The sequence below is a fragment of the Amycolatopsis pretoriensis genome, assembly GCF_900107925.1.
Classification (GTDB): domain Bacteria; phylum Actinomycetota; class Actinomycetes; order Mycobacteriales; family Pseudonocardiaceae; genus Amycolatopsis; species Amycolatopsis pretoriensis.
This window is the reverse complement of record NZ_FNUJ01000020.1, coordinates 40,392-65,345: the sequence shown is the minus strand read 5'-3', so window position 1 is coordinate 65,345 and position 24,954 is coordinate 40,392. Positions and strand designations below refer to the sequence as shown.

The following is a 24,954-nucleotide window of genomic DNA, read 5'->3' as shown; positions in this document are numbered from 1 at the left end:
CTTGGGCTAGACGGTGATCTTGTCGACGTTCGGGCCGCCGTTGGCGGTCGTCGCGGTCGCCTTGATCTTGTTGGTTCCCGCGGTCAGCGTCACCGGGATCGTGACGGTCTGCCACGTGTCCCAGTTCCCGGTGCCGCCGAACGCCACCCCGGACGCCACCTTCGTACCGTTGACCGAGAGGTCCATCGGCCGGTTCACCGTGGTGCCGTTGGCGAACCGCAGGACGACGTTCGTGCTGCCCGCCGACGCCGCGTTCACGGTGAACTCCACCGCGCTGCCGGTCGCGTTGTCGTAGTTGACGAACCCGCTGCCGGTGAAGCCCGCGTGGTTGGACTCCGCGACGCCGTTCGTGATCGTGGCGTCCTCGGCCTGGTAGTCCACCGGGTTGCCCGGGCCGGGGCCGGTGGTGCCGTCCGCCGGGATCGTCTTCGTCCCGGTGTTCCAGCCCGCGACCCGCACGGACGGCTTGGCGCCCTTGAGGTCCGCGATCCGGTACGTCGCCGTCAGCGTCGTCGACTCGCCCGGCCAGAGGCTGACCTGGTTGTCGGTCCAGCGCACCGGCAGCACCGGCGCGCCCGCCGCGTCGAGGACGTGCGCGTCGACGAAGAACGCCGGCACCTTGCCGGACGCCGGGTTCGTCAGCGTCACCTTGGTCGTCGTGGTGCCGTCGCCGTTGGTGGTCGACGTCGCGGTCGAGCCCAGCGACACCTGGGCCAGGCCGTTCAGCCCGGACAGGTCCGCGTACGCCGACTGCGGCGTGTAGTACCAGTCGCTCGAGTCCCAGTTCAGCGTGTCGGCCTTGGTGGACAGCCAGTAGACGTTCCGGCTGACCTCCTTGCCCGAGGAGTCGCTGAGGACCAGCTTCGCCAGGTACGTCGTCGACAGCCCGCTCACCGAACCGATGGTCAGCGCGGTCGTCTTGGCGCCGTCACCGCCCACCGACACGGCCTTGGACTGGTTGTACTTTTCCGTTCCGTCCAGGCTGTACAGCTTCACGGACGCGGTGAGGCCCGACGCCGCGTCGTGGTTGTGGTTGACCACCACGACGGACTTCGTGTCGTACGAGTACTGGATGTGCAGCGGCTCGTTCGCCTTCTTGGCCCCGAAGTACGAGCCGTTCTGGTCGAGGTAGGCGTCGAACAGCTGCCAGTGCAGCGACGTCCAGCCGCTGTTGAGCATCCAGTAGATGATCCCGGTGGCCGGGTTCGAGCTGTCGCTGAAGTTGCGCGAGTGCGACTCGAATTCGGCGCGGACGTTCTCGTACTGCGCCAGCTGCGCCTTCCGGACGAAGTCGTCGAGGCTCGCCGGCTTGCCGTAGCGGCTGGTCAGCGCGTTGCCGAAGAGCTTCAGGTTGGCGAAGGTCGAGGACGACGACCGGTGGTACTGCGCGGCCGACGGGTTCTTCCACATCGTGTCGAGCTCGCTCGAGGACATCATCCGCTTGAGCGTGTCCATGGTCGGGATGTCCGGCCCGGCGCTGGTTTCGGAGTTGAAGCTCCACGCGCCGCCGAGATCGGTGTGCGCCTTGTCGTACCAGTAGTTCGGCGGGACGTAGTCGTACGGGCCGTTCATCTTCATGCCCGACGACCCGAGCTGCGGCGACGACTTCGCCGACGCGGCCGGGACCACCGGGGTGGGCCAGTCCGCGGCGCCCAGCGCGTCGAGGTAGTTCTTCTCGATCGTCGCGTCCGGCGCGAAGTCGCTGCCGATCAGGAAGGAGATGACGCTCGGGTGGTCGCGCAGGCGCTCGGCCTCCGCGGTCATCGACGCCTTCGCGACCGGGTAGTCGGCGGCGGTCCAGGGATCGCCCTTCTCGTCGCCGTTGACCTGGCCCTCCCACTTGTCGCAGCATTCCCAGCCGGGCAGCGTCAGCACGCCCATCCGGTCGGCGAGGTCGAAGAACTCGTCCGGCTCGATGTGCCCCTCCAGGCGCACGGTGTTGAGCCCGAGGTCCTTGACGTAGGCGAGCTTGTCGGCCGCGTACTGCTCGTTCCAGCGCAGGAACAGGTCCGGCGAGTAGCCGCCGCCCTTGATCAGCAGCGGGCGCCCGTTGATCGTGTAGGAGCGGCCGCCGCTGGAGTTCTTGTTCGCCGTCACCGTGCGCACGCCGAAGCTGGAGTGCGAGGTGTCCGACGCGGTCCCGCCGACGTTCGCGGCCAGGTCGAGGTCGTAGAGCGGCTGCCCGCCCATCCCGGCCGGCCACCAGACCTGCGGGTTGTCGATCCCGACCGTGCCGAAGGTGACGGTCTTCTTCTCCTTCGCGGCCAGGCTCACCGTCTGGCTGATCGGTTTGCCGGCGACCGTGCCGGAGACGGTCGTGGACACGGCGGCCGCCGAGTCGTTGCGGACGTCGGCCTTCACCGTGAGGTCCGCGTGGCTCAGGCCGGTCAGCTTCGTCACGACGTGGCCGCCGCGCAGCGCCACCGGGCCGCTGCGCCGGACGAGGACGTCCCGCACGATGCCCATGTTCTGGTCCGGCGGGGTCTGGGCCCAGTCGATCCAGCCCATCGACAGGTCCTTGTTCGGGTCGTTGGGGTAGACCTTGAACGCGACGCTGTTCGTGCCGGCCTTCACCAGCGCGGTGATGTCCAGGTCGTGGCGGGTGTAGGCGCCGGTGACCTGGGTCTTGTCGGCGACGCGCGTCCCGTTGACCCAGACGTCGGCCTTGGACAGCACGCCGCTGAAGTCGAGGTAGGTGCGCTGGGTGGTGTCGGTGACCGTGAGGTCGGTGCGGTACCACCACGGGACCTGGAAGTCCGCGGTCGGCACGTTCTTCATGTTGGTGGAGTAGAACGGGTCGGCGTACTTGCCGTTGGCCAGCAGGCCGGCGTAGACGGTCGAGCGCGGGCCGACCGGGTACCAGCCGCTGGTGTTGTACCCCGGCTTGGACACGGCCGAGTCGTCGCCGACCTGGGCCGAGGTCTGGATCAGGAAGCCGGGAACGGCGGTGGCGGGCGCCGCGGCGGTGACCACCGCTCTGGCCTGCTCCTGGCCGGTCGCCGCCGGGACGGTCGCCCCGCTCACGGCGACGGCGAGCACCGCCGCCGCCACGAGGGTCCGGGTTCTCTTCTGCCGATAGCTCACTAGCGCGCCTCCTAGGCACCACGGCGGCGTGGGGGAACAGCATGCCCATCGTTAGGGAACTTTCCTAACAATTGCGGACGATCGTAGCGGTCCGGTCACGCCGGGAACAGGGGCGAATCGGTCAGACCCGAGCCGCTTGCCACGCCGCCGCGGCGCGCAAGGCCAGCAGGAGCGGCAGCGAACCGTCTTCCCAGATCCGCTGCGGAAGTGCTTCGCTGAGCGGGACACCGCCGGCCAGCGCGGCGCCGATCGCCGGGAGGTCGACGTCGAAGAGCGTCAGCCCGGCGCTGTAGAGGCGTTCGCCGCTGACCGGCTGACGTGAGGCGACTTCGGTGCTGTCGACCGCCAGCTCGGTCACGCCGAAGAACTCCGGCTTGGCACCGCGTTCCATCCAGCGCGCGAACCCGGCGACCTTGGTTTCGCGGACGTCCTGGGGCGTGAGCCCGCTTTCCTCGCAGAGTTCGCGTTCCATGCCGGCCCGGATCGCGGTGTGCAGGAACCGCCGCGGGCCGCCGTCCGGCGTGCGCAGGTCCTTCGGCTCGAGCGAGCCACTGCCCGAGGGCGCCAGCAGCAGCCCGCTCACGGCGTTGAGCGAGGACTGCCGGACGGTGACGAGCTTGCCGTCGGTGGTGAAGGCGACCGTCGAGACGCCGATCAGGTCGGCGAGCGTGCTGCTGCCGAGCTCGCGGAGAGTGCCGTCGGTGCCGGTCAGCTCGGCCTTGCGCAGGTCGTACTCCTCGCCGGTGCCGGCGCGGGTGATGCGGAGCGTGCCGAGCTCGTTCGAGCAGACGGCGTCGAAGAACCGGGCGCGGTGCAACCGGATGGGCGCGGGCCGCGCCCCGGAGGCGGGGAGCGGATCGCCGCGCATGCCGACGATGGGACCGTTGAAGAGCAGGCGGCCGCGGGCCCGCAGTGGGAGGACGTGGGGAGCGGTCGCTTTGAGCGCGGGCGGCAGCCGGTAGGGCTCCTCGGCGACGTCGACGGTGTGGTGCTCGGTCCAGAGATCCTGGTCGATCGCGTCGCTGACGAGCGCGGTTCCCCGCGAAGGAACGGCGAGGTAATCCGACGCCGGATAGGCGGACGGCGGCGGCAGTTCCGCGGTGGGGAAGGGCGCGGCGATGGAGGTGAAGGCGAACCCGGCCCACCGCCGGCGCAGCAGCCGGACATCGCGGGTGAAGGTGGCGACCCCGAGGGCCAGCGCGACGACGGAGAGCACGACCCCGACGGCGCTGGGCAGGATGGTGACGACACCGAGCACAACGCCGAGGCCAGAGGCAGCGAGCGGCCACTCCCGGGCGCCGATGAAGCCGAGGTAGTCCGCTTTGGCCCGGGCGCGGCGCGTCAGTTTTCCCATCGCCGCTTTGTTTAGCACGACGGAGGTGTTTCGCGGGGCGGGTTTCCGGCTACGGTTCGATCTTGAGATCGGTCTTGAAGATTTCGACCAAGGCGAGCCGCTCCTCGTCGACGGCGGCCACGATCGCTTCCTCGACGCCGTCGCCCGCGGCGACCCGCGAGTGGACGGCGAGCACGATGGTCGTGAGCTTCCTGGCGGCCCGGGAAACCGTGGTGCCGGCGAGGCTCCGCTCGCCGGCGATCGCCTGACCGTAGCTGGCGCTGATCGAGCGCAAGTACTCGGCGTAGACGGTCTGCTTCAGCTTGGCGAGCGCGTTTCCCGCTGCCACCGGCGGGTGCGCGCGGCGAGCAGGTGCTGGAGGAGACCACCGACGAGGACGCCGAGGAGGCGCCGGCCACGCCGGCGGCGGCAGTGCCCATCAGGCTTCCGCGTCCAGGTAGACCCACTGCCCGTCCGCGCGCCGGAAGCGGCTGTTCTCCTCCATGAACCCCTCACGGCCGCCGTGGCGGTAGTGCGCCCGGAACTCCACCGTGCCCTCGGTGTGCAGCAGGCCGCCGCCGGTGCGGCCGAGGATCTCCAGCCGCGTCCACTCCTGACCGGGGTCGAGCGCGAGCCGGCGCGGTCGGGTGTCCGGGTGCCACGTGCGCAGCAGGTACGCCGTGTCCCCCACGGCGAACGCGCTGAACCGCGAGCGCATCAGCAGCTCGGCCGTCGGCGCCGCGAGGCCACCGTCGTGGAACCGGCCGCAACAGGCGGCGTAGGACTCGGCGAGACCGCACGGGCACGAAGTCATCCCGGAATCATCCCACGGCCGCCGCGACCGTCTACTGAGGACTAACCGGCGTTGACCGGCTTCCCGGACTCCCGCGCCTCCTGGGCCCCGCGCACCGCGAGCCGGTCGGCGCGCTCGTTCTCCGGGTGTCCCGCGTGGCCCTTGACCCACAGCCACTCGACCTCGTGCGCGCCCGCCGCCGCGTCCAGGCGCTGCCACAGGTCGGCGTTCTTCACCGGCTCGCGCGCCGTCGTCTGCCAGCCGTTCTTCTTCCACCGCGGGAGCCACTGCATGATGCCGTTGCGCACGTACGTGCTGTCGGTGTACACGCGGACCTGCGACGGCCGGGTCAGGCTCTCCAGCGCGCGGATCGGCGCCGTCAGCTCCATCCGGTTGTTCGTCGTCGGGGTGGCTTCGCCGCCGTACAGCTCGCGCTCGTGCCGCCCGTAGCGGAGGACCGCGCCCCAGCCGCCCGGTCCCGGGTTCCCGCTGCACGCGCCGTCGGTGAAGATCTCCACGTCCACGCGGCGACCCTACCGGTCGCGACCCTCGCCGGGAGCTGCCACGCCGGGTTACGGTGAACCTCCGGAGGGGAACCATGAGCGGGCACGACGACGCGGGCGAGGGTGCGCTCCTCGCTTACCTCGCCGATGCCGATCGCGACTACCTGCTCGCCCGGGGCACCCGCCGCCGGTTCCGGGCGAACGACGCCCTGCTCATGCAGGGCGACCCCACCGACCACGTCCACGTGCTGGTCTCCGGCTGGGTGCGCGTCTCCATGATCGTCGAGGACGGCCGTGAGGTGCTCTTCGGCCTGCGCGGCCCGGGCGAGGTGCTCGGCGACCTCGCCGCCGTCACCGGCCGGCCGCGGTCGGCGTCGGTGCGCGCTATCGAGCCCTGCACCGTCGTCCAGCTGACCGGCGCCGAGTTCGTCGACGTCCTGCACACGCGCCCCGAAATCGCCATCGCGACGATCAAGACCGTTGCGTCCCGGCTGCGCGACGCCGAGTCGGCCCGGATCGGCTCCGCCGCCTTCGACGTCAGCCGCCGGGTCGCGGTCTTCCTGGTCAGGCTGGCCGAGGAGCGCGGCAAGCGCGTCCCGGAAGGGGTGCTCATCGAGGCCGCGTTCTCCCAGGAGGACATCGCCTCGCAGATCGGCGCCGCACGGCGTACCGTCGCACGAACGTTGCGTGTGCTGCGGGAGCGGGGGATCGTCGAGACCGGCCGCCGCCGGATCCTCATCCGCAAGCCGAGCGTCCTGCGCAACTTCGCCCGTTCTGAGCCAAACGGCACACAACACCCGTGACAACGGTCCTCTGAGCACACCCCGCCCCGGCGGGATCCTGGGTTCCGGCCGGAAAAGAAACAGATGCCGACCGGCCGGATTCCCGTTTTTCGAGCGAGGTCGGGGAGTGCTTTGCCGTGAACGTCTACTGCAGGATCTTGACCCTGGTGAAATCCGTCTTCGCCGCGTTCGTGGTCGGGGCCGTTCTGGGATTCCTGACGGCCACCGGAAACGCGGCGGAACCGGACGCGCCGACGTCGCACGGCTCCGCTCCGCTCCCCGTCTCGGCCTGGGTGCAGCGATGAGGAGGTGTGTGTGATGGAGAGCCACTCAGTCTGGGCGCTGATCTTCGGCGCGAACTGACCCGCGGCGGCCCGGCCGGCCGGCTCGTGGGGGGTCGGCCGGCCGGGTATTCCGCGAATGCGATGTCCAGGATCTGTCACGTCGGCGCGGAATCGCGCTTGGTAATGTGGTCGTTCGATTCCACCGGGCACGGGAGGGGGTGGGATGCGACCGGAGAACTCCTTCCCGTTCGTACGCGAGCTGAACGAACTGCGCCGCGGCCGCGGGCTCGACGCGGCCGACCTGCACCAGCGGATCGGCCCCTGCCTGCGCGAAGCGTGCGAAATCACCGCCGCCGACCAGCCCGCCGCCGCCCGCCAGAAGCTCGTGCTGCGGCTCACCGAGCTGTGCGGCCGGCTGCCCGCCGACCTGCGGCTGGCCGCGCTCGCGGCGCTCGGCCTGCACGAAGAGGCCGCGGGGGAGTTCCTCGACCGGCGGATCTCGTGGCTGGCCAGCGTCTTGGACCGCGACCCGCGCACCGCCCGCCGCCGGATCGACCTGGCGTTCCGCCGGCTCGACGAGCTGCTCGGCGCGCCCCCGGCCGGGCGCGACCTGCACCCGCTGGCCGGCTGGTACGTCGAGTCGATGAAGGCGCGGCTGCGGCTCGACCGCGACCCGCCGGACCTGGAGGAAGAACGCCGGATCGTCGCGGAGGTCGACGAGCTCGACGAGCTCGTGCTCTCGTTCAGCGTCCCGGCCGAGCCGGGCAGCGACCCCGTCCCGGACATCACCGCCGACGTCCTGTTCGGCGGCGAAATCGTCGAAGCGCGCCAGGTGTCGGTGAGCCACGCGCAGTTCATCATGCGGCTGCCCAGCCCGTTGCGGCTGGGCCAGCGCCATGAGTACGGCATCCGGTTCGCGCCGCGGCGCACGTCGCTGCGGCCCTACTACGTCATGACACCCCTGCGCCGGTGCGAAGAGTTCTCGGTGCGCGTGCGGTTCGACCGCGCGGCGCCGCCGTCGCGCGTGTGGCGGCTCAACGGCGTGCCGGGCCGGGTCGTCGACGACGGCGTCGACTCCGGCGACGCGCTGACGGTCAACCGGGTCGGCGAGGTGGGGCTCGAGTTCCACGAGCTGCACCAGGGGCTGAGCTACGGCCTGCAGTGGTCCTTCGACCCCCGGGAGGACTGAGGAGGTCATGCGCACCGTTCCGGTGGCCGCGACCGTCGTCCGGATCGGGATCGTCGCCCCGAGCCGCGGCGGCACCGCCCGCGCGGTGCACCTCGGCACCATCCTCGACGGGGTGCTGGACGAGGTGTTCGACCGCGTCCCGGTGCCGTACCGCACGCCGACGTGGTACCGCCGGCCGGAGGGGGACAGCACGACGCTGGTCATCCCGCCGGCCGTGCCGCTGCCGTGGGTGGCGGGGGAGTTCGCCGGCGAGGTGGCCGGCGCGCTGGGGCGCCGCAACCGCCACCTCAACGAGTTCGGCCGGCTCCGGCTGCGGCTCGCGGCCGACCACGGCGACGTCGTGCTGCGCCCGCCGAACTTCGGCGGCGCCGCGGTCGCGCTGGCGGTCTGGCTGTGCGAAGCCGAGGTGCTGAAGGCGGCGCTCGCCGCGGCGCCGGAGCTGGACCAGCTGCTGATCGTCTCCGACCGGTTCCACGCGGCGCTCCCGGACGGGCCGGGGTTCCGGCGCGTGGTCGTCCCGGCCGGCGGCGAGCGCGAAATCGCGTGGTTGCGGACCGGTCCGGATACTGGGACGCGGAATACCGGCCCGGGCGGTGGGTTGGCACCGTCGTAGCCGACGGGAAAGGGGCCCGCGATGAGCACGTTCACGAGCGAGTGGCAGGACTGGAAGACCCGGCGCGAGGAGGACCTCGCGGCGCCGCACGGCTGGCTGGCGCTGGTGTCGCTCGACTGGCTGACCGATTCCCCGCGCGAGTACCCCGGCATCCCCGGCCGCTGGTGGCAGGACGCGGAAGCGGCGTACGTCGACCCGGCCGGCGCGTCGCTGACGCACGAGGGCTCGCCGATCACGGAGGTCCGCCGGTTCGAGCTGGTCAACAGCGGCGCGGGCACGCGGGTGCTGGCCGGCGACGTCGAGATCGAGGTCGCGCGCCGGTCGGGGTACCTGATCCGCGTGCACGACCCGAAGGCCGAGGTGCTGAGGGCGTTCCACGGCGTCCCGGCGTACGAGCCGTCTCCCTCCTGGGTGATCGAGGGGCGCTTCGAGCCGTTCGACGCGCCGCGGCCGACCACGGTCGGGGCCGTGGTGGAGGGCCTGAGCCACGTCTACACGGCGCCGGGAGTGGTGCACTTTTCTTTTGGCGGCCAGACGCACACGCTGACGGCGTTCAACGGCAAAGAAGGCGGCTTGAGCATCCTGTTCACCGACGGGACGAGCGGGGTGACGACGTACGCGGCGAACCGTTCGCTGCCGGTCGGCGCGCCGTCGGCCGACGGATCGGTGACGCTGGACTTCAACCGGGCGGTGAACCTGCCGTGCGCGTTCACGGACTTCGCGACGTGCCCGCTGCCGCCGGCGGGCAACGACCTGCCGTTCGCGGTGGAGGCGGGGGAGAAGATCCCGCACGAGCGCGGGTGACTCCCCCGCTGTCCCCTAGTGGGCCACGTCGATGACGACGCGGTTGGGCGCGGTGAGCGTGAAGACGTTCACCGTGGTCCGCGACCGCACCCCGAGCCCGATCAGCAGGTGCGCCTCCCAGTCCCCGATCACGGCGACGGCCATGACGTTGCTCAGGTTCCGGGTCCGGAACTTCACCGGCCCGGTGTAGGTGGGATTCCCGTTGTCATCGTGCGCCGCGGCGTACGGCACGCTGACGTTGATGAAGTACTCCCCGGTGAGCCACACGATTTCGCTGCTCGGATCGGCGATGAGCTCGTCGACGAGCTGGTAGCCGGGAGTGGGCGCGCTCCCGGGACCGAGATCGAGCACAACCCGGTCGAAGGTGGGGTTGTTCCCGGTCCGGATGGCGGTCAGGGTGGGAACGCTGTTGACGGCCTGAGCCGGCGCGGCGGCGGCCACGCTCGCGGCGAGCAGCAGGGTGACCGCGAGAAGGGCGCGTCTGACGGGTCTGGACATGGTGGACCTCCTGCGGGAGTGAACCGGTGGAAGTCCCAGCGCTGGGTTCTCGGGGGACGTCCGGTTGGTCCGGGAGTTGCGCGGGAGTCCCTTATCGTTACCCGGCTGCTCCGAACGTGGCGGGCAGTCTCGGCGGACGCGACCCGATCCCCGACCTGTCGACATCGACGCAAGCGCTTGGCGACCGAGCGTCGCGGTGTTGTATCACTCCGTCAGGGTATGGCTCTTTTGGTTGCGGGAGGTAAATGCATTCGTGCGGGGCGTCGCTGCCACCTCCGCTGGAGCATCGCCTCCCAGTCCTTCGAACCGTTCCTTTTCAGTCTGGCGGTTGCTGCGTGCAGGTTGTTGAAATGCTTGTCGAAGTCGCGTTCGAATGACTTCGCTATCAGCAGGTCATAGACGGCTTTGTAAAGATGGCCGAAGAGATTGTGTTGCACCTGGAGATGCCACAACGACGTGGTCCGGAGGTGTTGCATCTTGGTCTGCGAGACTGTCATCCGATCATCAGTCAGCGTGTATTCCCAGCCTCCGTGCGCCAACGCGTTCCTGAGTTCGATCAGTGGCACCACATGGTCGTCGATTGCGGTGATGATCTCCGTGTGGCGAGATTTGTTCGAGGACCTCAAGCCTCGGGGGACCAGGCTGAGGCGAATGCCTTCGAGTTGAGCGAAGCCTTCGTCCACCAATTTGCGCCAGGTGCCGGACATTGTGGCGCAGGCAAGAATCCTGCCTCGATCGGCGTAGACGGCTGAATCTTCGTGGAAGATCAGTTCCATCAGGCGGCTCTCGAAGAGTGCGGCCAGGTTGACCGCGGCCAGCCGGGTTTGAGAGTCCGCCTCTCGCTGGCGGCCCTGTCGGATGAATTCCTTGCAGTATCGTGTCGTGGTTGTGAACCCGATTTCGAGTAAGTCTGAGTTGCTGTGGTGATATTTCCAGACCTTGAAAGAGGACACGATGTGAATTCCTGTGTGAACTCTGGGATTCCAGGGTCGGCTGAGCGCAGGGGCAGCCCCTGCGCTCAGCCGACCCGGGAATCGAACCCGGGAACTCCTCGCAATTGAGGTGTGTTCACCATTACACCAATCGGCCATCCGGGTATCTCTCCTGGTGGCGCCAACTGATCAGGTTAGGCGCCGGAGAGACGCCGGCAGTCAAAGGTTACCCGTCGGAGCTCTCGCGCCACGGGCACGCAACCTTACCAGCCGCGCTCGCGCCACTCCTTCAGCTTCGGCCTCTCAGCCCCCAACGTCGAGTCGTCCCCGTGTCCCGGATAGAACCAAGTCTCATCCGGCAGCTCATCGAAAATCCGCGCCGAAACATCGTCCACCAAAGACGTGAAGTCCTCCGGCGACGTGGTCCGCCCCACCCCGCCCGGAAACAGCGAGTCCCCGGTGAACAGGTGCGGGTGCCCCGAAGGATCCCGGTACAGCAACGCGATCGACCCCGGCGTGTGGCCCCTCAAGTGGATCACCGAAAGAGTGACCTGTCCCACCGTCAGCGTGTCCCCGTGCTCCACCAAGAAGTCCGGCGGCACCGGCAGCGGCGAAGCGTCCAACGGGTGGGCCGCCGTGTTGGCTCCGTTCGCCCCCGCCACCGCGCCCAGCGCCTGCCAGTGGTCCTGGTGCTGGTGGGTGGTCACCACCGTCCGCAACGCCGGCCGGTCCGGGCCGTGGCCGATCAGGTCCGAGATGCGCTCCGGGTCGTTCGCCGCGTCGATGAGCAGGGCTTCGTTCGACGCCCGGCACACCAGCAGGTACGCGTTGTTGTCCATCGGGCCGACGGACAGCTTGGTGATGGTCAGCGCGTCCAGGGTGCGGCGGGTGGCGTCGCCGCCCGGGTCGACGTGCCCCGTGTAGGTCTCCACGATGTTCACCTGGCACACGGTAGTCGTTTCGCTCCAACCGGTTCCACCCGCACAAGCGCGCGCCCACCCCGGCACGTAGGCTCACAGCGACCCCAGCCCAGCCGACCTCAGGACGACCGTGCCCACCTCCCCGACGCCGCGCCGGATCAGCTGGGACCTCCTCCGGGTCGTCGCCGTTCTCGCCGTCATCCTCGGGCACGTCACCCACCAGGGGGCCCTGCTGCACCCCGAGCTGACGGGGTACCCCGTGCGGGTGACCGCGCAGTTCGGCGCGGCCATCCTGCTGGTGATCTCCGCCTACTTCGTTTGCGCCAGCCTCCGCAAGGGCAATCCGCGCCGGTGGCTCTGGAACCGCGTCGCGCGCCTCGTGCCGGCCTACCTCGTCGCCGTCCTGCTGACCTACGTCGTGACGCGCTGGGCCGCCATCTCCTTCAGCGGCCTGCCCTACCCGCCCGGCGTCACCGGGTTCCTCTTCGGCGTTCCGCAGGGCCCGCCGTCGAACCCCTCGCCGTGGTACATCCCGACCTGGCTGGACCTGCTCGCCAACCTCGGCATGGTGCAGGAGTGGGGCATCCGGTCCGAGACGTTCTACTACCTCGACGGCTCCTACTGGACGCTGCCGGTGCAGCTGCTGGCCTTCACCGGCGCCGCCCTGCTGTGGCCGCGGTCGTGGCGCACCCACCGGCTGACCGTCGCGCTGCTGTGGTCCTTGATCCTCGTCCCGCTCGCGCTGCGCTTCCCCGTCTTCGCGCCCGGGACGGCGAGCCCGGTCGTCGAGACGTTCTACTACGGCCTCGGCCTGCACCGGCTGCACGTCTTCGCCATCGGCGTCGCGATCTGGCTGTGGGCGCAACGGCGGCTGAAGACGTGGCACATCGCACTCTTCGTCACCGCCGCCGTGGCCGCGCAGGACCTGCAGGTCTTCCCGTTCCACGTCGCGTTGCCGCAGGACGCGCAGCGCTGGCCGTCCACGATCGGGTTCGCCGTGCTGCTCCTGCTGGTCTGCCTGGCCGCCCGCGGCCCGGACTGGCGGTTCCCGGGACTCGCGCGAATCGCCCCGGCCGTCACCTGGCTCGCGGGCATCTCGTATGGTCTTTACCTGGTGCACCAGGAGCTGGGCTACGTCCTGGCCCGCGCCCTGCTCGACCTCGGCCTCCCCGGCTGGCTGCGGCTCCCCGTCGTCGTCGGCGCCGCCGTGCTGGCCGGCTGGGCGGTCACCGCGGGGGTCGAACGCCCGGCCCACCGGTGGCTCACCAGACGTCGAAAGCCCGAAGAACCGCAGGTCAAGGACGCGGAACCCGTTTTTGTCGGTGGTGGCTCGTAGCATGGATCGCGGCCACCCGTGCAGCCTGACACCGGGTGAGCGACCGCAGCTGAAGAAGACATTGAGAGGACCCTGGCGTGGCTGATCGCCTCGTTGTTCGCGGTGCCCGCGAGCACAACCTCCGCGGCGTGGATCTCGACCTGCCCCGCGACAGCCTGATCGTGTTCACCGGCCTGTCCGGGTCGGGGAAGTCGAGCCTCGCCTTCGACACCATCTTCGCCGAAGGGCAGCGCCGGTACGTCGAGTCGCTCTCGGCGTACGCCCGGCAGTTCCTCGGGCAGATGGACAAGCCGGACGTCGACTTCATCGAGGGCCTCTCGCCCGCGGTGTCGATCGACCAGAAGTCGACCTCGCGCAACCCGCGCTCCACCGTGGGCACGATCACCGAGGTCTACGACTACCTGCGCCTGCTCTACGCCCGCGCCGGCAAGGCGCACTGCCCCAAGTGCGGCGAGCCGATCAGCAAGCAGACCCCGCAGCAGATCGTCGACCAGGTGCTGGAGATGGACGAAGGCGTCCGCTTCCAGGTGCTCGCGCCGGTCGTGCGCGGCCGCAAGGGCGAGTACGTCGACCTGTTCGAGAACCTGCAGCAGCAGGGCTACGCGCGCGTGGTCGTCGACGGCGCGGTGCACTCGCTCACCGACCCGCCGAAGCTGAAGAAGCAGGAAAAGCACCAGATCGGCGTGGTCATCGACCGCCTGAGCGTGAAGTCGTCTTCGCGCCAGCGGCTCACCGACTCGGTCGAGACGGCGCTGCGCCTGGCCGACGGGCTGATCGAGCTCGAGTTCGTCGACCTGCCGGAGAACGACCCGCACCGCATCCGCGGGTTCTCCGAGAACCTGGCCTGCCCCAACGGCCACCCGCTGGCCATCGAGGACCTCGAGCCGCGCTCGTTCTCCTTCAACTCGCCCTACGGCGCCTGCCCCGAGTGCACCGGCATCGGCATCCGCAAGGAGGTCGACCCGGAGCTGGTGGTGCCCGACGACGAGCTGTCCCTGGCCGAGGGCGCGATCGCGCCGTGGTCGGGCGGCCAGAGCGCGGACTACTTCATCCGCCTGCTCGAGTCGCTGTCGGAGACCATCGGCTTCCGGATGGACACGCCGTGGCGGCGGCTGCCCGCGCGTGCCCAGAAGGCCGTCCTGCACGGCGTCGACGAGCAGGTCCACGTCCGCTACAAGAACCGCTACGGCCGCCAGCGCTCGTACTACGCGGCGTTCGAGGGCGTCATCCCGTTCCTCGAGCGGCGCCAGGAGCAGACCGAGTCCGAGTACATGCGCGAGCGGTACGAGGGCTACATGCGCGAGGTGCCGTGCCCGGCCTGCCAGGGCACCCGGCTCAAGCCGGAGATCCTCGCGGTGACCCTCGCCCACAAGACCCGCGGTGACATGTCGATCGCCGAGGTCTGCGGGCTGTCCATCGCGGAGGCGTCGCAGTTCCTCGACGAGCTGGAGCTGGGGCAGCGCGAGGCGATGATCGCCGGCGCGGTCCTGAAGGAGATCCAGGCCCGCCTGCGCTTCCTGCTCGACGTCGGCTTGACGTACCTGTCGCTCGACCGCGCGTCCGCCACTCTTTCGGGTGGTGAAGCGCAGAGGATCCGGCTCGCCACGCAGATCGGCTCGGGCCTCGTCGGCGTGCTGTACGTCCTCGACGAGCCGTCGATCGGTCTGCACCAGCGCGACAACCACCGCCTGATCGAGACGCTGACCCGGCTGCGGAACCTGGGCAACACGCTGATCGTCGTCGAGCACGACGAAGACACGATCCGCTCCAGCGACTGGGTGGTCGACATCGGCCCGGGCGCGGGCGAGCACGGCGGCCACATCGTCCACAGTGGACCGTACAAGAAGCTGCTCAAGAGCAAGGACTCCCTGACCGGGCAGTACCTGTCCGGCCGCCGGAAGATCGACATCCCGGCGATCCGGCGCCCGATCGACAAGAAGCGCCAGCTGACCGTCGTGGGCGCGCGCGAGCACAACCTGCGCGGGCTGGACGTCTCCTTCCCGCTCGGCTGCCTGGTCTCGGTGACCGGCGTCTCCGGCTCGGGCAAGTCCACGCTGGTCAACGACATCCTCGCGACGGTGCTGGCGAACAAGCTCAACGGCGCCCGCCAGGTGCCGGGCCGCCACACCCGCGTGAACGGCCTCGGCAACGTCGACAAGCTGGTGCGGGTCGACCAGTCGCCGATCGGGCGGACCCCGCGGTCCAACCCGGCCACCTACACCGGCGTCTGGGACCACGTCCGCAAGCTGTTCGCCGCGACCACCGAGGCGAAGGTGCGTGGCTACCAGCAGGGCCGGTTCTCGTTCAACGTCAAGGGCGGCCGCTGCGAGGCGTGCGCCGGCGACGGCACGATCAAGATCGAGATGAACTTCCTGCCGGACGTCTACGTCCCCTGCGAGGTCTGCAAGGGCGCGCGGTACAACCGGGAAACCCTCGAGGTGCACTACAAGGGCAAGACCGTCTCGGACGTGCTCGACATGCCGATTGAAGAAGCGGCCGAGTTCTTCGAGCCGATCAAGGCCATCCACCGCCACCTGCAGACGCTGGTGGACGTCGGCCTCGGCTACGTCCGGCTCGGCCAGCCCGCGCCGACGCTGTCGGGCGGCGAGGCGCAGCGCGTCAAGCTCGCGAGCGAGCTGCAGAAGCGCTCGACCGGCAAGACGGTGTACATCCTCGACGAGCCGACCACCGGCCTGCACTTCGAGGACATCAACAAGCTGATCGGCGTGATCAACGGCCTGGTCGACAAGGGCAACTCGGTGATCGTGATCGAGCACAACCTCGACGTGATCAAGACGTCCGACTGGATCATCGACATGGGCCCGGAGGGCGGCAACGGCGGTGGCACGGTGATCGCCGAGGGCACGCCGGAGCACGTCGCCGAGGTCGAGGGCAGCTACACCGGCGAGTTCCTGCGGACGGTGCTCACGGGGGACTGACGGCTACCGCTCCTTCCCGGTGGTCTGGTGGACCACCGGGGAGAGCGGGCCGTAGTGCAGCGCCCGGAGCCGGAACTCCGAGTGCTCCTCGCCGGGCAGCAGCGACAGCGCGCACGTCGTCGCGTCCGGGTCGGTCACCTCGACCGGGTCGAAGTCCGGCGTGCCCGGCCGCCGGATCTCCAGCAGGAAGCCGGCTTCGTCGCTCGTGCGGTCGGTCCACGTGAACGTCACCGTGCCGCCCGACGTCACCGCGTGCAGCTCGGTCGAGACCGGGCCGGTGAACGGCTGTTCCCGGTAGTAGAACGGTGTTTCCGGGATCAGGTCCGGGTGGTGATAGCTCGTCGTGTGGGCGGGCAGGAACCGCAGCGTCGTCCACGGCCCGGCCGGGTCGTTGGCGTACTCGACGCGGTGCCCGGCGGCGTCGTCCGGCCACGTCAACACCACGTCGGTCGGTGACGTCAGCGAAGCGGTGAACGCCGGCGGCGGCGCGGCAGCCGAACAGCCGGCGGCCAGCAGTGCCACGCACAGGAGGGGTTTCGCGGACACGGCGGCTCCCGGGACGAGCGGGGCGGCGGGGCGAACGTGATCAGCTTAGGAACCCGCCCGCACGGCGACAAGATCGTGCCGATCACCGGGACGCACCAATCCGCCGGCGAACCGGCACCGAACCGTGCGAAACACCGCTGAACCGTTTTCCGCAACCGTCCGTGTCTCCAGGTGTCGAGGTCCGCCGGACGGCGGTGCCGCCCTCACCGAGGAGAGAAACGTCATGAACCGTATCCGGACGGCCGTCCTCTGCGCCGCCGCGATCGCCGTCGTCGCACCGTTGTCGGCGTGCGGCGACATGGCCTCCGGGGCACAGGGGCCGGAACACGGTCAGCCGGGGCACAAGATGCTGTCCGCCGGCTCCGTCAACGGGCTCGGCGCGGTGGTCACCGACGCCGACGGCCGGACGCTCTACCGGTTCGACAAGGACCTCTCGCAGCCGCCGACGTCCAACTGCGACGGCGAATGCGCGTCGTCCTGGCCGCCGGCGCTCGCCGGGGAGGCGACACCGATGCTCAAGGGCATCCAGGAGACCCAGGTCGGGACGGTGATCCGCAAGGACGGCAGCAAGCAGCTGACGCTCAACGGCTGGCCGCTGTACCAGTTCTCGGGCGACCGGGCGCTGGGCGACGCGAACGGCCAGGGCGTCAACGGCACCTGGTTCGCGATCGCCCCCGACGGCAGCAAGATCACCGCGGCCAGGGCCTCCGGGTCCTGACCGACGACGGATTCCGGGCAGAACGAGGAAGGACGGGCAGCCGATGAACACCATGGTCGCGCTGCGCTCGACGCACGCACCGCCGGTGGCGCTGCGGGTTGCAGTACTGTCCTCGCCGACTCAGAACACCGTCGGGAGGACGAGGGTGGCCATAGGAGGCAGGCGGCCTAAGAAGGCCAAGGGCGAGGACTTGATTCGGCAGCTGTACGCCGAACACGGCCGGAGCCTGCTGGCCTACGCGACGAGGCTGACCGGTGATCGGGCGGCGGCCGAGGACGTGGTCCAGGAGACACTGGTCCGCGCGTGGAAACACGCCGACGACTTGCAGAACGACGGGAAGGGCTCGGTGCGCGGCTGGTTGCTGACCGTCGCGCGCAACCTGGTCACCGACCGGGCGCGTGCCCGGGCGGCGCGGCCCCAAGAGGTGGCCGAACCGGCCGAAGGCGTGCCGACACCGGCCGTCGAACGCGATCACGCCCAGGGCGTGGTCGACTCGATGACGGTGCTCGGCGCGATGGACGGCCTTTCGAACGAACACCGAGAGGTCCTGGTGGAGATCTACTACCGGGGACGGACGGTGGCCGAAGCGGCGAGAACACTGGGCGTCGCACCGGGTACCGTGAAATCAAGGTCTTATTACGCACTGAGAGCGCTGAGAGCAGCGATGATATCGAGTGGAACGGAGGTGGCGCGATGAACTCGGTCGACGAGAGTCACACGCAGCTCGGCGCGTACGCCCTCGGCGCGCTCGATCCCGGGGAGGCGGCCGACTTCGAGCGGCGGCACCTGCAGACCTGCGCGCAGTGCCGGTTCGACCTGAACGAGCTCGTCGCCCTGCGCGAGTCGCTCGACGAGGTACCGCCCGAGGCGTTCCTCGACGGGCCGCCCGAGGGCGGGGACCTGCTGCTGCAGAAGACGCTGCGGCGGGTGCGCGACGAAGAAGAAGCACTGCCGGCCCGCTCCTCGGGCCGTTCGACGTCACGCCGGGGCCTGGCCCTGGTCGCGGCGGCCGTGCTGGTCGTGGCGGCGCTCGGCGGCGGGGTCCTGGTCGGCCGGCAGACGGCCGACACGAGCATCGCCGCGCCGGCCCCCGCGCCGGACGCGCCACCGGGAACGAAGACCATCGAAGGCCGGGATCCGACGAGCGGCGTGCAGCTGGCCGCTTCGGTGAGCCCGTTCGCCGGTTGGGTCAAGGTCAACGTCGCCGTGAAGGGCGTAAAGGCCGGGGAACAGTGCCTGCTGCAGGTCGTCACGAAGGAAGGCCAGGCGGTCACCGCCGGCAGCTGGAAGGTGTCCGAGAAGTGGGAGAGTTCGGGCTTCTCGCTCGACGGTTCCGCTTTGGTCGCGCCCGACGACGTCAAGTCGGTCGACATCGTCACGGTGGACGGCCGGAAGCTGGTCTCGGCCCAGGTGTGACGTGACGGGCGCGCGCTACCGGTTCAGCAGCACGTGGCTGCTGCCCGGTACCGCGCCCGAGCGGGTGTTCGGCGCGGTCACCGACCTCGCCGGCTACCCGCGGTGGTGGTCGGACGTCCGCGCGGTGCGCCGGGTGGACGACGACACCGCCGAGCTGATCTGCCGGTCCCGGCTGCCGTTCCGCCTGGTGGTCCGGATGCACCGGGACCACCAGGACGAACGGGCCGGCTTGCTGCGGGTCCGGTTGAGCGGCGACCTGGACGGGGTGCTGGCGGGAGCGGTCCGCGCGGCGGGCGCGGGCACGCTCCTGCAGATCACCCAGGAAGTCCAGGCTCGCAAGGAGCTGCTGCGGCGGCTCGACGCGGTGGCCCGGCCGCTCTTCCGCGCGAACCACGCGCTGATGATGCGGCGGGGCCACCGTGGCCTGTCGGCCTACCTGGCCTGACACTCCGGCTCCAAGCGCCCCAATGTGGCCTTCGGTGCGTCTGACGCAACCAAGGCCACATTGGGGCGCTGGCGGCGCGCCAATACCAGGCCGCCCAGCGCCACCGCCGTCACCAGGAAGCCCGCGCTCACCCCGTACGCCAGCCGGAACCCCGCCGCCAAGGCCTCGCGGTGGTCCACACCGGACAGGCCCGCCGTGCGGGACGCGGCCACCGAAGCCAGCACCGCCGTGCCGATCGCCGCGCCCACCTGCTGCGTGGTGTTGATCAGCCCGGACGCCACCCCCGCGTCCCCGGCCGGGACGTCCGACATCGCCAGTCCCATCAGCGCCGGGATCGCCGCGCCCGCGCCGAGACCCATCAGCAGCAGCGGCGGCAGCACGCCGGTGAAGTAGCCGTCGCCGACCTGCGTCAGCAGCAGCAAGCCCACGATCACCAGGCCCAGGCCGGACAGCAGCACCGTCCGCGGCCCGAACCGCGTCGCCAGCTTGTCCGCGAAGCCCAGCGACGCCACCGCGATCACCACCGGCACCGGCAGGAACGCGACGCCGGTGCGCAGCGCGTCGAGGCCCAGCACCTGCTGCAGGTACAACGCCGTCACGAACTGGAAGCCCAGCATCCCGGCGACCATCAGCACCATCACGACGTTCGCGCCGGCGACCGCGCGGACCCGGAACAGCCGCAGCGGCAGCAGCGGCGTGCGCGCCTTCGCCTGGCGCACCACGAACGCCGCCAGCAACACCGAAGCGGCGGCCAAGGCGCCCCACGCGGACGACGAAATCGCGTACACGCCCAGCATCACGGCCGCGGTGACCAGCACCGCGCCGAGGACGTCCAGGCCGGCCCGCAGACCCGTGCCGCGGTCCGGCGCGACCACCCGGACCGCCGGCACCAGCGCCACCACGCCGATCGGCAGGTTGATGTAGAACGTCCAGTGCCAGCTCAGCGCCTGCGTCAGCGCGCCGCCCGCGATGAGGCCGATCGACGCGCCCGCGGCCTGCGTGAAGCTGTAGACGCCGATCGCCTTCGCCCGGGCCCGCGGCTCGGGGTACATCGTCACGATCATGCCGAGCACGACGGCCGACGCGAGCGCCCCGCCGACGCCCTGGGCGAATCGAGCGGCCACCAGCACGCCCGCGTCCGAAGCGAGGCCCGCGACCAGCGAAGCCAGCGTGAACAGGCTCAAGCCGCCGAGAAAGACGCGGCGCCGGCCGAGCAGGTCGCCGAGCCGGCCGGAGATCAGGAGCAGGCCGCCGAACGCGACCAGGTACGCCGTGACGACCCAGGCGAGGCCGGCGGGGGTGAACCCCAGGTCGGCCTGGATCGCGGGCAGCGCCACCGCGACGATGCTGCTGTCCAGCACGACCATCAGCGACGCGGCGCACAGCACCGCCAGGGCGAGGCCGCGGGAGCGGATGGGATGGTTCTCGGCCATGGCAGGCCCCTCCAGTCGAGCGTTCCCCCTGGTCGTTGCCAGGGCACTTCTTGTAACAGTGCCCATCATGTGTGACTATGGGGGCGCGCGTAAGGAGGCACTTCCATGTCCCAGGGGAACATCGGTGTACCCGTCCAGGTCACCGAGATCGACCCGGAGAAACTCGACGTCTGCACGGTGCTCGAGGTCATCAACCGGATCAGCGGCAAGTGGGCGATCGGCATCCTGCTGGAGGCCATCCGGGGTCCGGTGCGGTTCACCGAGCTGGAACGCGCGGTCAACGGGATCAGCCGCCGCATGCTGACCCTGACGTTGCGCAACCTCGAACGCGACGGGCTCCTGGAGCGCACGATCTACCCGACCGTCCCGCCGCGCGTGGAGTACGAAGCCACGGCGATGGCGAAGGAGCTGTACCAGTCGCTGAGCGGTCTGCTCGGCTGGGCGGAGCAGCACCGCGAGGACATCGCGGCGGCGCGCGTCGCCTACGACGCCGCCGTCTGAACCGCCGAGAGCGGCACTTTCACGTGAAAGTGCCGCTCTCGGCGTGGAAACGGGCCGCTGCGCGAGGTCGGGGAGACTCGCACAGCGGCCCGTCGTGGCTCGTGCTCAGCGGGGGCAGTGAGCACGAACGCCTTCGGTGTTACCTGGCGGGTTCCAGGTCGTCGGTCCCGGCCGCGTGGCTGTGCTCGTCGAGCATCGTCGCCTCGTCGAACGGTTCCTGGCCGGCGAAGACGCGTTGCGCCTTCTCGCGGTCGAACTCCTTCGTCCAGTTTCCGATGAGGACGGTCGCGACGGCGTTGCCGGCGAAGTTCGTCAGCGCGCGGGCCTCCGACATGAACCGGTCGATGCCGAGGATGAAGCCGACGCCGTTGACCAGTTCCGGCCGGTGCGACTGCAGGCCGCTCGCCAGGGTCGCGATGCCCGACCCGCTGACACCCGCCGCACCCTTGGACGCGATGATCATGAAGACCAGCAGGCCGATCTGCGAACCGATCGACAGCGGTTCGTCCTGGGCGGCGGCGATGAACAGCGTCGCCATGGTCAGGTAGATCGCGGTGCCGTCCAGGTTGAACGAGTACCCGGTGGGCACCGTGATGCCGACGACGGACTTGCTGACGCCGACGTGCTCCATCTTCGCGATCAGCCGCGGCAGCGCCGACTCCGACGACGACGTCGAGAGGATCAGCAGGAACTCGCGGCCGAGGTAGCGCAGCAGGTTCCAGATGAAGACGCGGGCGCCGAGCCACAGCACGATCCCGAGGATCACGAACACGAACACCAGGCAGGTCGCGTAGAACCCGACCATGATGACGGCGAGGCTCTTCAACGCCGCCCACCCGGTCGCGCCGACCACCGCGGCGATGGCGCCGAACGCGCCGATCGGGGCGGCCCACATGATCATCGCGAGGACGCGGAACACCAGGCGCTGGATGTGCTCGATACCGCGCAGGATCGGGGCGCCCTTCGGGCCCAGCTTCTGCAGGGCGAACCCGATGAGCAGCGCGACCAGCAGCGTCTGCAGGACCTCGCCTTCGGTGAAGGCGGAGACGAGGGTCTTGGGGATGATGCCGAGCAGGAAGTCGACCGGGCCTTCGGCGCCGCCGGCGGACTTCTGGACGCTCTTCACGTCGGCCGGGTTGAGGTGCAGGCCGGTGCCCGGGTGCAGGATGTTGCCGACGACCAGGCCGATCGCCAGGGCGAAGGTCGACATGATGATGAAGTAGAACAACGCCATCAGACCGACTTTGCCGACCTTGGCCGCTTTCGCGACCGAGCCGACGCCGATGACGATGGTGCAGAAGATGATCGGCGTGATCATCATCTTGATCAGGTTGACGAAGCCGTCGCCGAGGGGCTTGAGGCCCTTGGCGAAGCCCGGGAAGAGGAAGCCCACCAGGATCCCGAGCGCGACCGCGACGATCACGGCCAGGTACAGGAAGTGGGTCTTGTCCCGCTTGCGCGGGGTCTCCTCGGTGGTCGGTGGGGTCGGCACCGTTGCCTCCAGCTCAGGGGTGTTCCAGGTTGCGGCACACTGTAGGCGCACTCCGGTGATCCGGCTCACTTGTGTTCATTGAGTTCGCGCACCGTCCCCTTCGGACACCGGCGGAGCGCGAGTGTGCTGGTATGAGGAGGTGCCCCCGACGATGCGGACCCGCTGGAGCCTCGCCCGTCAGCTGCTCGTGCTGCAGCTGGCGGTGCTCTGCGTGCTCGCCGGCGCCGGGATCACGTTCGCCTACCTCGACGCGTCCCGCGCGGTGAACGAGAACGCGCGCGACCAGGTCCGCGCCATCGCCACGGCGGTGGCCGACGCCCCGACCGTCGTCAGCGCGGCCACGGCGCCGAACCCGAGCGCGACGCTGCAGCCGTACGCGGTGCGGGTGCAGGCCGACACCGGCGTCGACTTCATCACGATCATGAGCCCGGCCGGGATCCGCTACACACACCCGAACCCGGCGCTGATCGGCCAGCACTACATCGGGAACATCGCCCAGGCGCAGCACGGCCAGACCTACACCGAGACCTACACCGGCTCGCTCGGCCCGTCGGTGCGCACGATCGTCCCGGTGTTCGGGCCGGGACACCGGGTGGTCGCGCTGGTCGCCGTCGGGATCATCGTCGCGGCGATCTCGGCGGAGCTGCGCGAGCGGCTGTGGCCGCTGTTCGGCGTCTCCGGCGGGGTGCTGGTGGTCGGCGCGCTGGGCGGCTGGCTGATCAGCGCCCGGCTGCGGCGCCAGACCCGGGGGATCGCGCCGGACGAGCTGAGCAACCTGTTCGAATACCACGAAGCCGTGCTGCATTCGGTCCGCGAAGGCGTGCTGCTCGTCGGCCGCGACGGGCGCATCGGACTCTGCAACGACGGCGCGCGTGCCCTCCTCGGCCTCGACGCCGACCCCGTCGGGCGCGAGCTGGCATCCCTGGGCCTGCCGGCCGAGCTGGCGCAAGCGTTCACTTCGGCGGAGAACCGGGCCGAGGAACTGCACCTGACCGACGCGCGCGTGCTGCTGGTCAGCACGACCGCAGTGCGTTCCGGCGGCCGGGCGCAGGGCACCGTCGTCGTCCTGCGCGACCACACCGAACTGCAGACGCTGACCGGCGAGCTGACCACCGCCCGCGGCCTCGCGGAAGCGCTGCGGTCGCAGGCGCACGAGGCCGCGAACCGGCTGCACACCGTGGTTTCCCTGGTGGAGATCGGCAAACCCGAGCAGGCGGTGGAGTTCGCGACCGCCGAGCTCGCGCTCGCCCAGGAGCTGACCGACCGCGTCGTCGGCGCCGTCGCCGAGCCGGTGCTCGCGGCACTGCTGCTGGGCAAGGCGGCGGAGGCGAGCGAACGCGGGGTCGAGCTGACGGTCACGCCGGACACGGTGATCGACGACGTCTCGCTCGGCATCGAGGCCCGCGACCTGGTGACCATCCTCGGCAACCTCATCGACAACGGCCTCGACGCGGCCGTGCGCGGCGGCGGCAAGCCGGCGGTCGTCGTCACCGCCCGCACCGGCGACGACGGGCTGCTGCTGCGCGTCGCCGACAGCGGCCCGGGCGTGCCCGAGGACGCCGACGTCTTCCGCCGCGGCTGGTCGACGAAGGCGGGGGACGGGCACGGGCTCGGCTTGGCGTTGGTGGGGCAGGCGGTGCGCCGCTACGGCGGCACGGTCGACGTCGGCCGCGACGGCGGCGCGGTGTTCACCGTGCGGCTGCCCAGACAGGAGGCGGACCGGTGATCCGGGTGCTGGTGGTGGAGGACGAGCCGGTGGCCGCGGAGGCGCACCGCGTCTACGTCGAACGGCTCCCGGGCTTTTCGGTGGCCGGTGTCGTCCATTCCGGCGGCGACGCGCTGCGGTTCTGCGAACGCGAGCCGGTCGACCTGGTGCTCCTGGACTTCTACCTGCCCGACACGCACGGCCTGGCGGTGTGCCGGTCCCTGCGCGCGGCCGGGCTGCCGATCGACGTCATCGCGGTGACGTCCGCGCGCGATCTGGGCCTGGTGAAGGCCGCGGTGTCGGTGGGGGTGGTGCAGTACCTGCTGAAGCCGTTCACGTTCGCGACACTGCGCGAAAAGCTGGAGCGCTACACGGAATTCCGCGACGCGTCCGGTGAGGTGACGGGCCAGGCGGAGATCGACCGGGCGCTGGGCGCGTTGCGCACGACCGAGCAGCCGCCGCTGCCGAAGGGGATGAGCGTCCAGACCCTGGAGGCGATCACGGACGCGCTGTCCGGAGCCGCGGAAGGGCTTTCCGCGGGCGCGGCGGCTTCGGCGATCGGCGCGTCCCGGGTGACGGCCCGGAGATACCTGGAGTACTTGGCGGACAACGGAATGGCGCACCGGGAGCCACACTACGGCCAGGTGGGCCGGCCCGAGGTCTGGTACCGGCTCACTCGCGTATAACG

General features: G+C 70.2%; 24 protein-coding genes and 1 tRNA gene. 13 read left to right on the top strand and 12 right to left on the bottom strand.

Annotated elements, in window-relative coordinates:
- Nucleotides 1-6: 6 nt before the first annotated feature.
- From BLV96_RS48035 to rnhA, 5 genes are all read right to left on the bottom strand, one after another.
- Nucleotides 7-3,084: a glycosyl hydrolase 2 galactose-binding domain-containing protein gene (locus BLV96_RS48035; RefSeq protein WP_208608550.1), complete on the bottom strand. Its 3,078-nt coding sequence runs from the start codon at nucleotides 3,082-3,084 to the stop codon at nucleotides 7-9.
- Nucleotides 3,085-3,205: 121 nt separating this feature from the next.
- Nucleotides 3,206-4,438 carry a hypothetical protein gene (locus tag BLV96_RS48030; protein WP_086672270.1) on the bottom strand — a complete coding sequence of 411 codons (1,233 nt, stop codon included), beginning with the start codon at nucleotides 4,436-4,438 and terminating at the stop codon, nucleotides 3,206-3,208.
- A 49-nt stretch (nucleotides 4,439-4,487) separates the two neighbouring features.
- The gene (locus BLV96_RS48025; RefSeq protein ID WP_244181006.1) at nucleotides 4,488-4,766 is read right to left on the bottom strand and encodes a hypothetical protein; all 279 of its coding nucleotides are present in this window, start codon (nucleotides 4,764-4,766) and stop codon (nucleotides 4,488-4,490) included.
- A gap of 90 nt (nucleotides 4,767-4,856) precedes the next feature.
- Entirely contained in the window at nucleotides 4,857-5,231 is a 375-nt protein-coding gene (locus tag BLV96_RS48020) for a YchJ family protein (RefSeq protein ID WP_086672272.1), read from the bottom strand.
- Nucleotides 5,232-5,272: 41 nt separating this feature from the next.
- Nucleotides 5,273-5,734 (bottom strand): ribonuclease HI, encoded by a 462-nt coding sequence (gene rnhA / locus BLV96_RS48015; protein ID WP_086672275.1) that lies wholly within the window; start codon nucleotides 5,732-5,734, stop codon nucleotides 5,273-5,275.
- Nucleotides 5,735-5,808: 74 nt separating this feature from the next.
- On the opposite strand from rnhA, the gene BLV96_RS48010 reads away from it, so the two are divergent.
- The 4 genes from BLV96_RS48010 (at nucleotide 5,809) to BLV96_RS47995 (ending at nucleotide 9,385) form a co-directional block, all read left to right on the top strand.
- Nucleotides 5,809-6,516, top strand: coding sequence for a Crp/Fnr family transcriptional regulator (locus BLV96_RS48010; RefSeq protein ID WP_086672277.1), 708 nt, complete (start codon nucleotides 5,809-5,811; stop codon nucleotides 6,514-6,516).
- 486 nt (nucleotides 6,517-7,002) lie between these two features.
- Entirely contained in the window at nucleotides 7,003-7,968 is a 966-nt protein-coding gene (locus tag BLV96_RS48005) for a hypothetical protein (RefSeq protein ID WP_086672280.1), read from the top strand.
- Nucleotides 7,969-7,975: 7 nt separating this feature from the next.
- The gene (locus BLV96_RS48000; protein WP_086672281.1) at nucleotides 7,976-8,581 is read left to right on the top strand and encodes a hypothetical protein; all 606 of its coding nucleotides are present in this window, start codon (nucleotides 7,976-7,978) and stop codon (nucleotides 8,579-8,581) included.
- Nucleotides 8,582-8,602: 21 nt separating this feature from the next.
- Nucleotides 8,603-9,385: a DUF1684 domain-containing protein gene (locus BLV96_RS47995; protein WP_086672282.1), complete on the top strand. Its 783-nt coding sequence runs from the start codon at nucleotides 8,603-8,605 to the stop codon at nucleotides 9,383-9,385.
- A 15-nt stretch (nucleotides 9,386-9,400) separates the two neighbouring features.
- Here BLV96_RS47995 and BLV96_RS47990 read toward each other — a convergent pair whose 3' ends face one another.
- The 4 genes from BLV96_RS47990 to BLV96_RS47975 form a co-directional block, all read right to left on the bottom strand.
- Complete coding sequence (locus BLV96_RS47990) at nucleotides 9,401-9,883, bottom strand: AMIN-like domain-containing (lipo)protein (protein ID WP_086672283.1); 483 nt, start codon at nucleotides 9,881-9,883, stop codon at nucleotides 9,401-9,403.
- Between the two features lie 212 nt (nucleotides 9,884-10,095).
- A complete protein-coding gene (locus BLV96_RS47985) occupies nucleotides 10,096-10,836 on the bottom strand; it encodes a hypothetical protein (protein ID WP_086672284.1) in 741 nt (246 codons plus the stop codon).
- A gap of 66 nt (nucleotides 10,837-10,902) precedes the next feature.
- Nucleotides 10,903-10,972 (bottom strand) — tRNA-OTHER (locus BLV96_RS47980).
- A gap of 106 nt (nucleotides 10,973-11,078) precedes the next feature.
- Nucleotides 11,079-11,756 carry an MBL fold metallo-hydrolase gene (locus BLV96_RS47975; RefSeq protein ID WP_086672286.1) on the bottom strand — a complete coding sequence of 226 codons (678 nt, stop codon included), beginning with the start codon at nucleotides 11,754-11,756 and terminating at the stop codon, nucleotides 11,079-11,081.
- 109 nt (nucleotides 11,757-11,865) lie between these two features.
- On the opposite strand from BLV96_RS47975, the gene BLV96_RS47970 reads away from it, so the two are divergent.
- Both BLV96_RS47970 and uvrA read left to right on the top strand, forming a co-directional pair.
- On the top strand, nucleotides 11,866-13,071 hold the full coding sequence (locus BLV96_RS47970) for an acyltransferase family protein (RefSeq protein ID WP_086672288.1): 1,206 nt from the start codon (nucleotides 11,866-11,868) through the stop codon (nucleotides 13,069-13,071).
- A 77-nt stretch (nucleotides 13,072-13,148) separates the two neighbouring features.
- On the top strand, nucleotides 13,149-16,010 hold the full coding sequence (uvrA, locus tag BLV96_RS47965) for an excinuclease ABC subunit UvrA (RefSeq protein ID WP_086672290.1): 2,862 nt from the start codon (nucleotides 13,149-13,151) through the stop codon (nucleotides 16,008-16,010).
- A 3-nt stretch (nucleotides 16,011-16,013) separates the two neighbouring features.
- Here the strand turns inward: uvrA and BLV96_RS47960 are convergent, their stop codons facing one another.
- Nucleotides 16,014-16,556: a hypothetical protein gene (locus BLV96_RS47960; protein ID WP_086672292.1), complete on the bottom strand. Its 543-nt coding sequence runs from the start codon at nucleotides 16,554-16,556 to the stop codon at nucleotides 16,014-16,016.
- 223 nt (nucleotides 16,557-16,779) lie between these two features.
- On the opposite strand from BLV96_RS47960, the gene BLV96_RS47955 reads away from it, so the two are divergent.
- The 4 genes from BLV96_RS47955 (at nucleotide 16,780) to BLV96_RS47940 (ending at nucleotide 19,135) form a co-directional block, all read left to right on the top strand.
- Entirely contained in the window at nucleotides 16,780-17,274 is a 495-nt protein-coding gene (locus BLV96_RS47955) for a hypothetical protein (RefSeq protein ID WP_086672294.1), read from the top strand.
- A 145-nt stretch (nucleotides 17,275-17,419) separates the two neighbouring features.
- The gene (locus BLV96_RS47950; protein WP_026469270.1) at nucleotides 17,420-17,971 is read left to right on the top strand and encodes a sigma-70 family RNA polymerase sigma factor; all 552 of its coding nucleotides are present in this window, start codon (nucleotides 17,420-17,422) and stop codon (nucleotides 17,969-17,971) included.
- Nucleotides 17,968-18,690: an anti-sigma factor family protein gene (locus tag BLV96_RS47945; RefSeq protein ID WP_086672298.1), complete on the top strand. Its 723-nt coding sequence runs from the start codon at nucleotides 17,968-17,970 to the stop codon at nucleotides 18,688-18,690. The genes BLV96_RS47950 and BLV96_RS47945 overlap by 4 nt, the downstream gene beginning before the upstream one ends.
- Nucleotide 18,691: 1 nt before the next feature.
- Nucleotides 18,692-19,135 carry an SRPBCC family protein gene (locus BLV96_RS47940; protein WP_086672300.1) on the top strand — a complete coding sequence of 148 codons (444 nt, stop codon included), beginning with the start codon at nucleotides 18,692-18,694 and terminating at the stop codon, nucleotides 19,133-19,135.
- Here BLV96_RS47940 and BLV96_RS47935 read toward each other — a convergent pair.
- Complete coding sequence (locus BLV96_RS47935) at nucleotides 19,123-20,568, bottom strand: MFS transporter (RefSeq protein WP_086672301.1); 1,446 nt, start codon at nucleotides 20,566-20,568, stop codon at nucleotides 19,123-19,125. The two genes, BLV96_RS47940 and BLV96_RS47935, sit on opposite strands and share 13 nt — an antisense overlap.
- Nucleotides 20,569-20,673: 105 nt before the next feature.
- Here BLV96_RS47935 and BLV96_RS47930 point away from each other — a divergent pair, with 105 nt between their 5' ends.
- Nucleotides 20,674-21,069 carry a winged helix-turn-helix transcriptional regulator gene (locus BLV96_RS47930; protein ID WP_086672303.1) on the top strand — a complete coding sequence of 132 codons (396 nt, stop codon included), beginning with the start codon at nucleotides 20,674-20,676 and terminating at the stop codon, nucleotides 21,067-21,069.
- A gap of 139 nt (nucleotides 21,070-21,208) precedes the next feature.
- On the opposite strand, the gene BLV96_RS47925 is transcribed toward BLV96_RS47930, so the two are convergent.
- Entirely contained in the window at nucleotides 21,209-22,561 is a 1,353-nt protein-coding gene (locus BLV96_RS47925; protein WP_086672305.1) for a cation:dicarboxylate symporter family transporter, read from the bottom strand.
- Between the two features lie 151 nt (nucleotides 22,562-22,712).
- On the opposite strand from BLV96_RS47925, the gene BLV96_RS47920 reads away from it, so the two are divergent.
- Nucleotides 22,713-24,287 carry a sensor histidine kinase gene (locus tag BLV96_RS47920; RefSeq protein ID WP_086672307.1) on the top strand — a complete coding sequence of 525 codons (1,575 nt, stop codon included), beginning with the start codon at nucleotides 22,713-22,715 and terminating at the stop codon, nucleotides 24,285-24,287.
- Nucleotides 24,284-24,952, top strand: coding sequence for a response regulator (locus BLV96_RS47915; RefSeq protein ID WP_086672309.1), 669 nt, complete (start codon nucleotides 24,284-24,286; stop codon nucleotides 24,950-24,952). The genes BLV96_RS47920 and BLV96_RS47915 overlap by 4 nt, the downstream gene beginning before the upstream one ends.
- Nucleotides 24,953-24,954 lie beyond the last annotated feature (2 nt).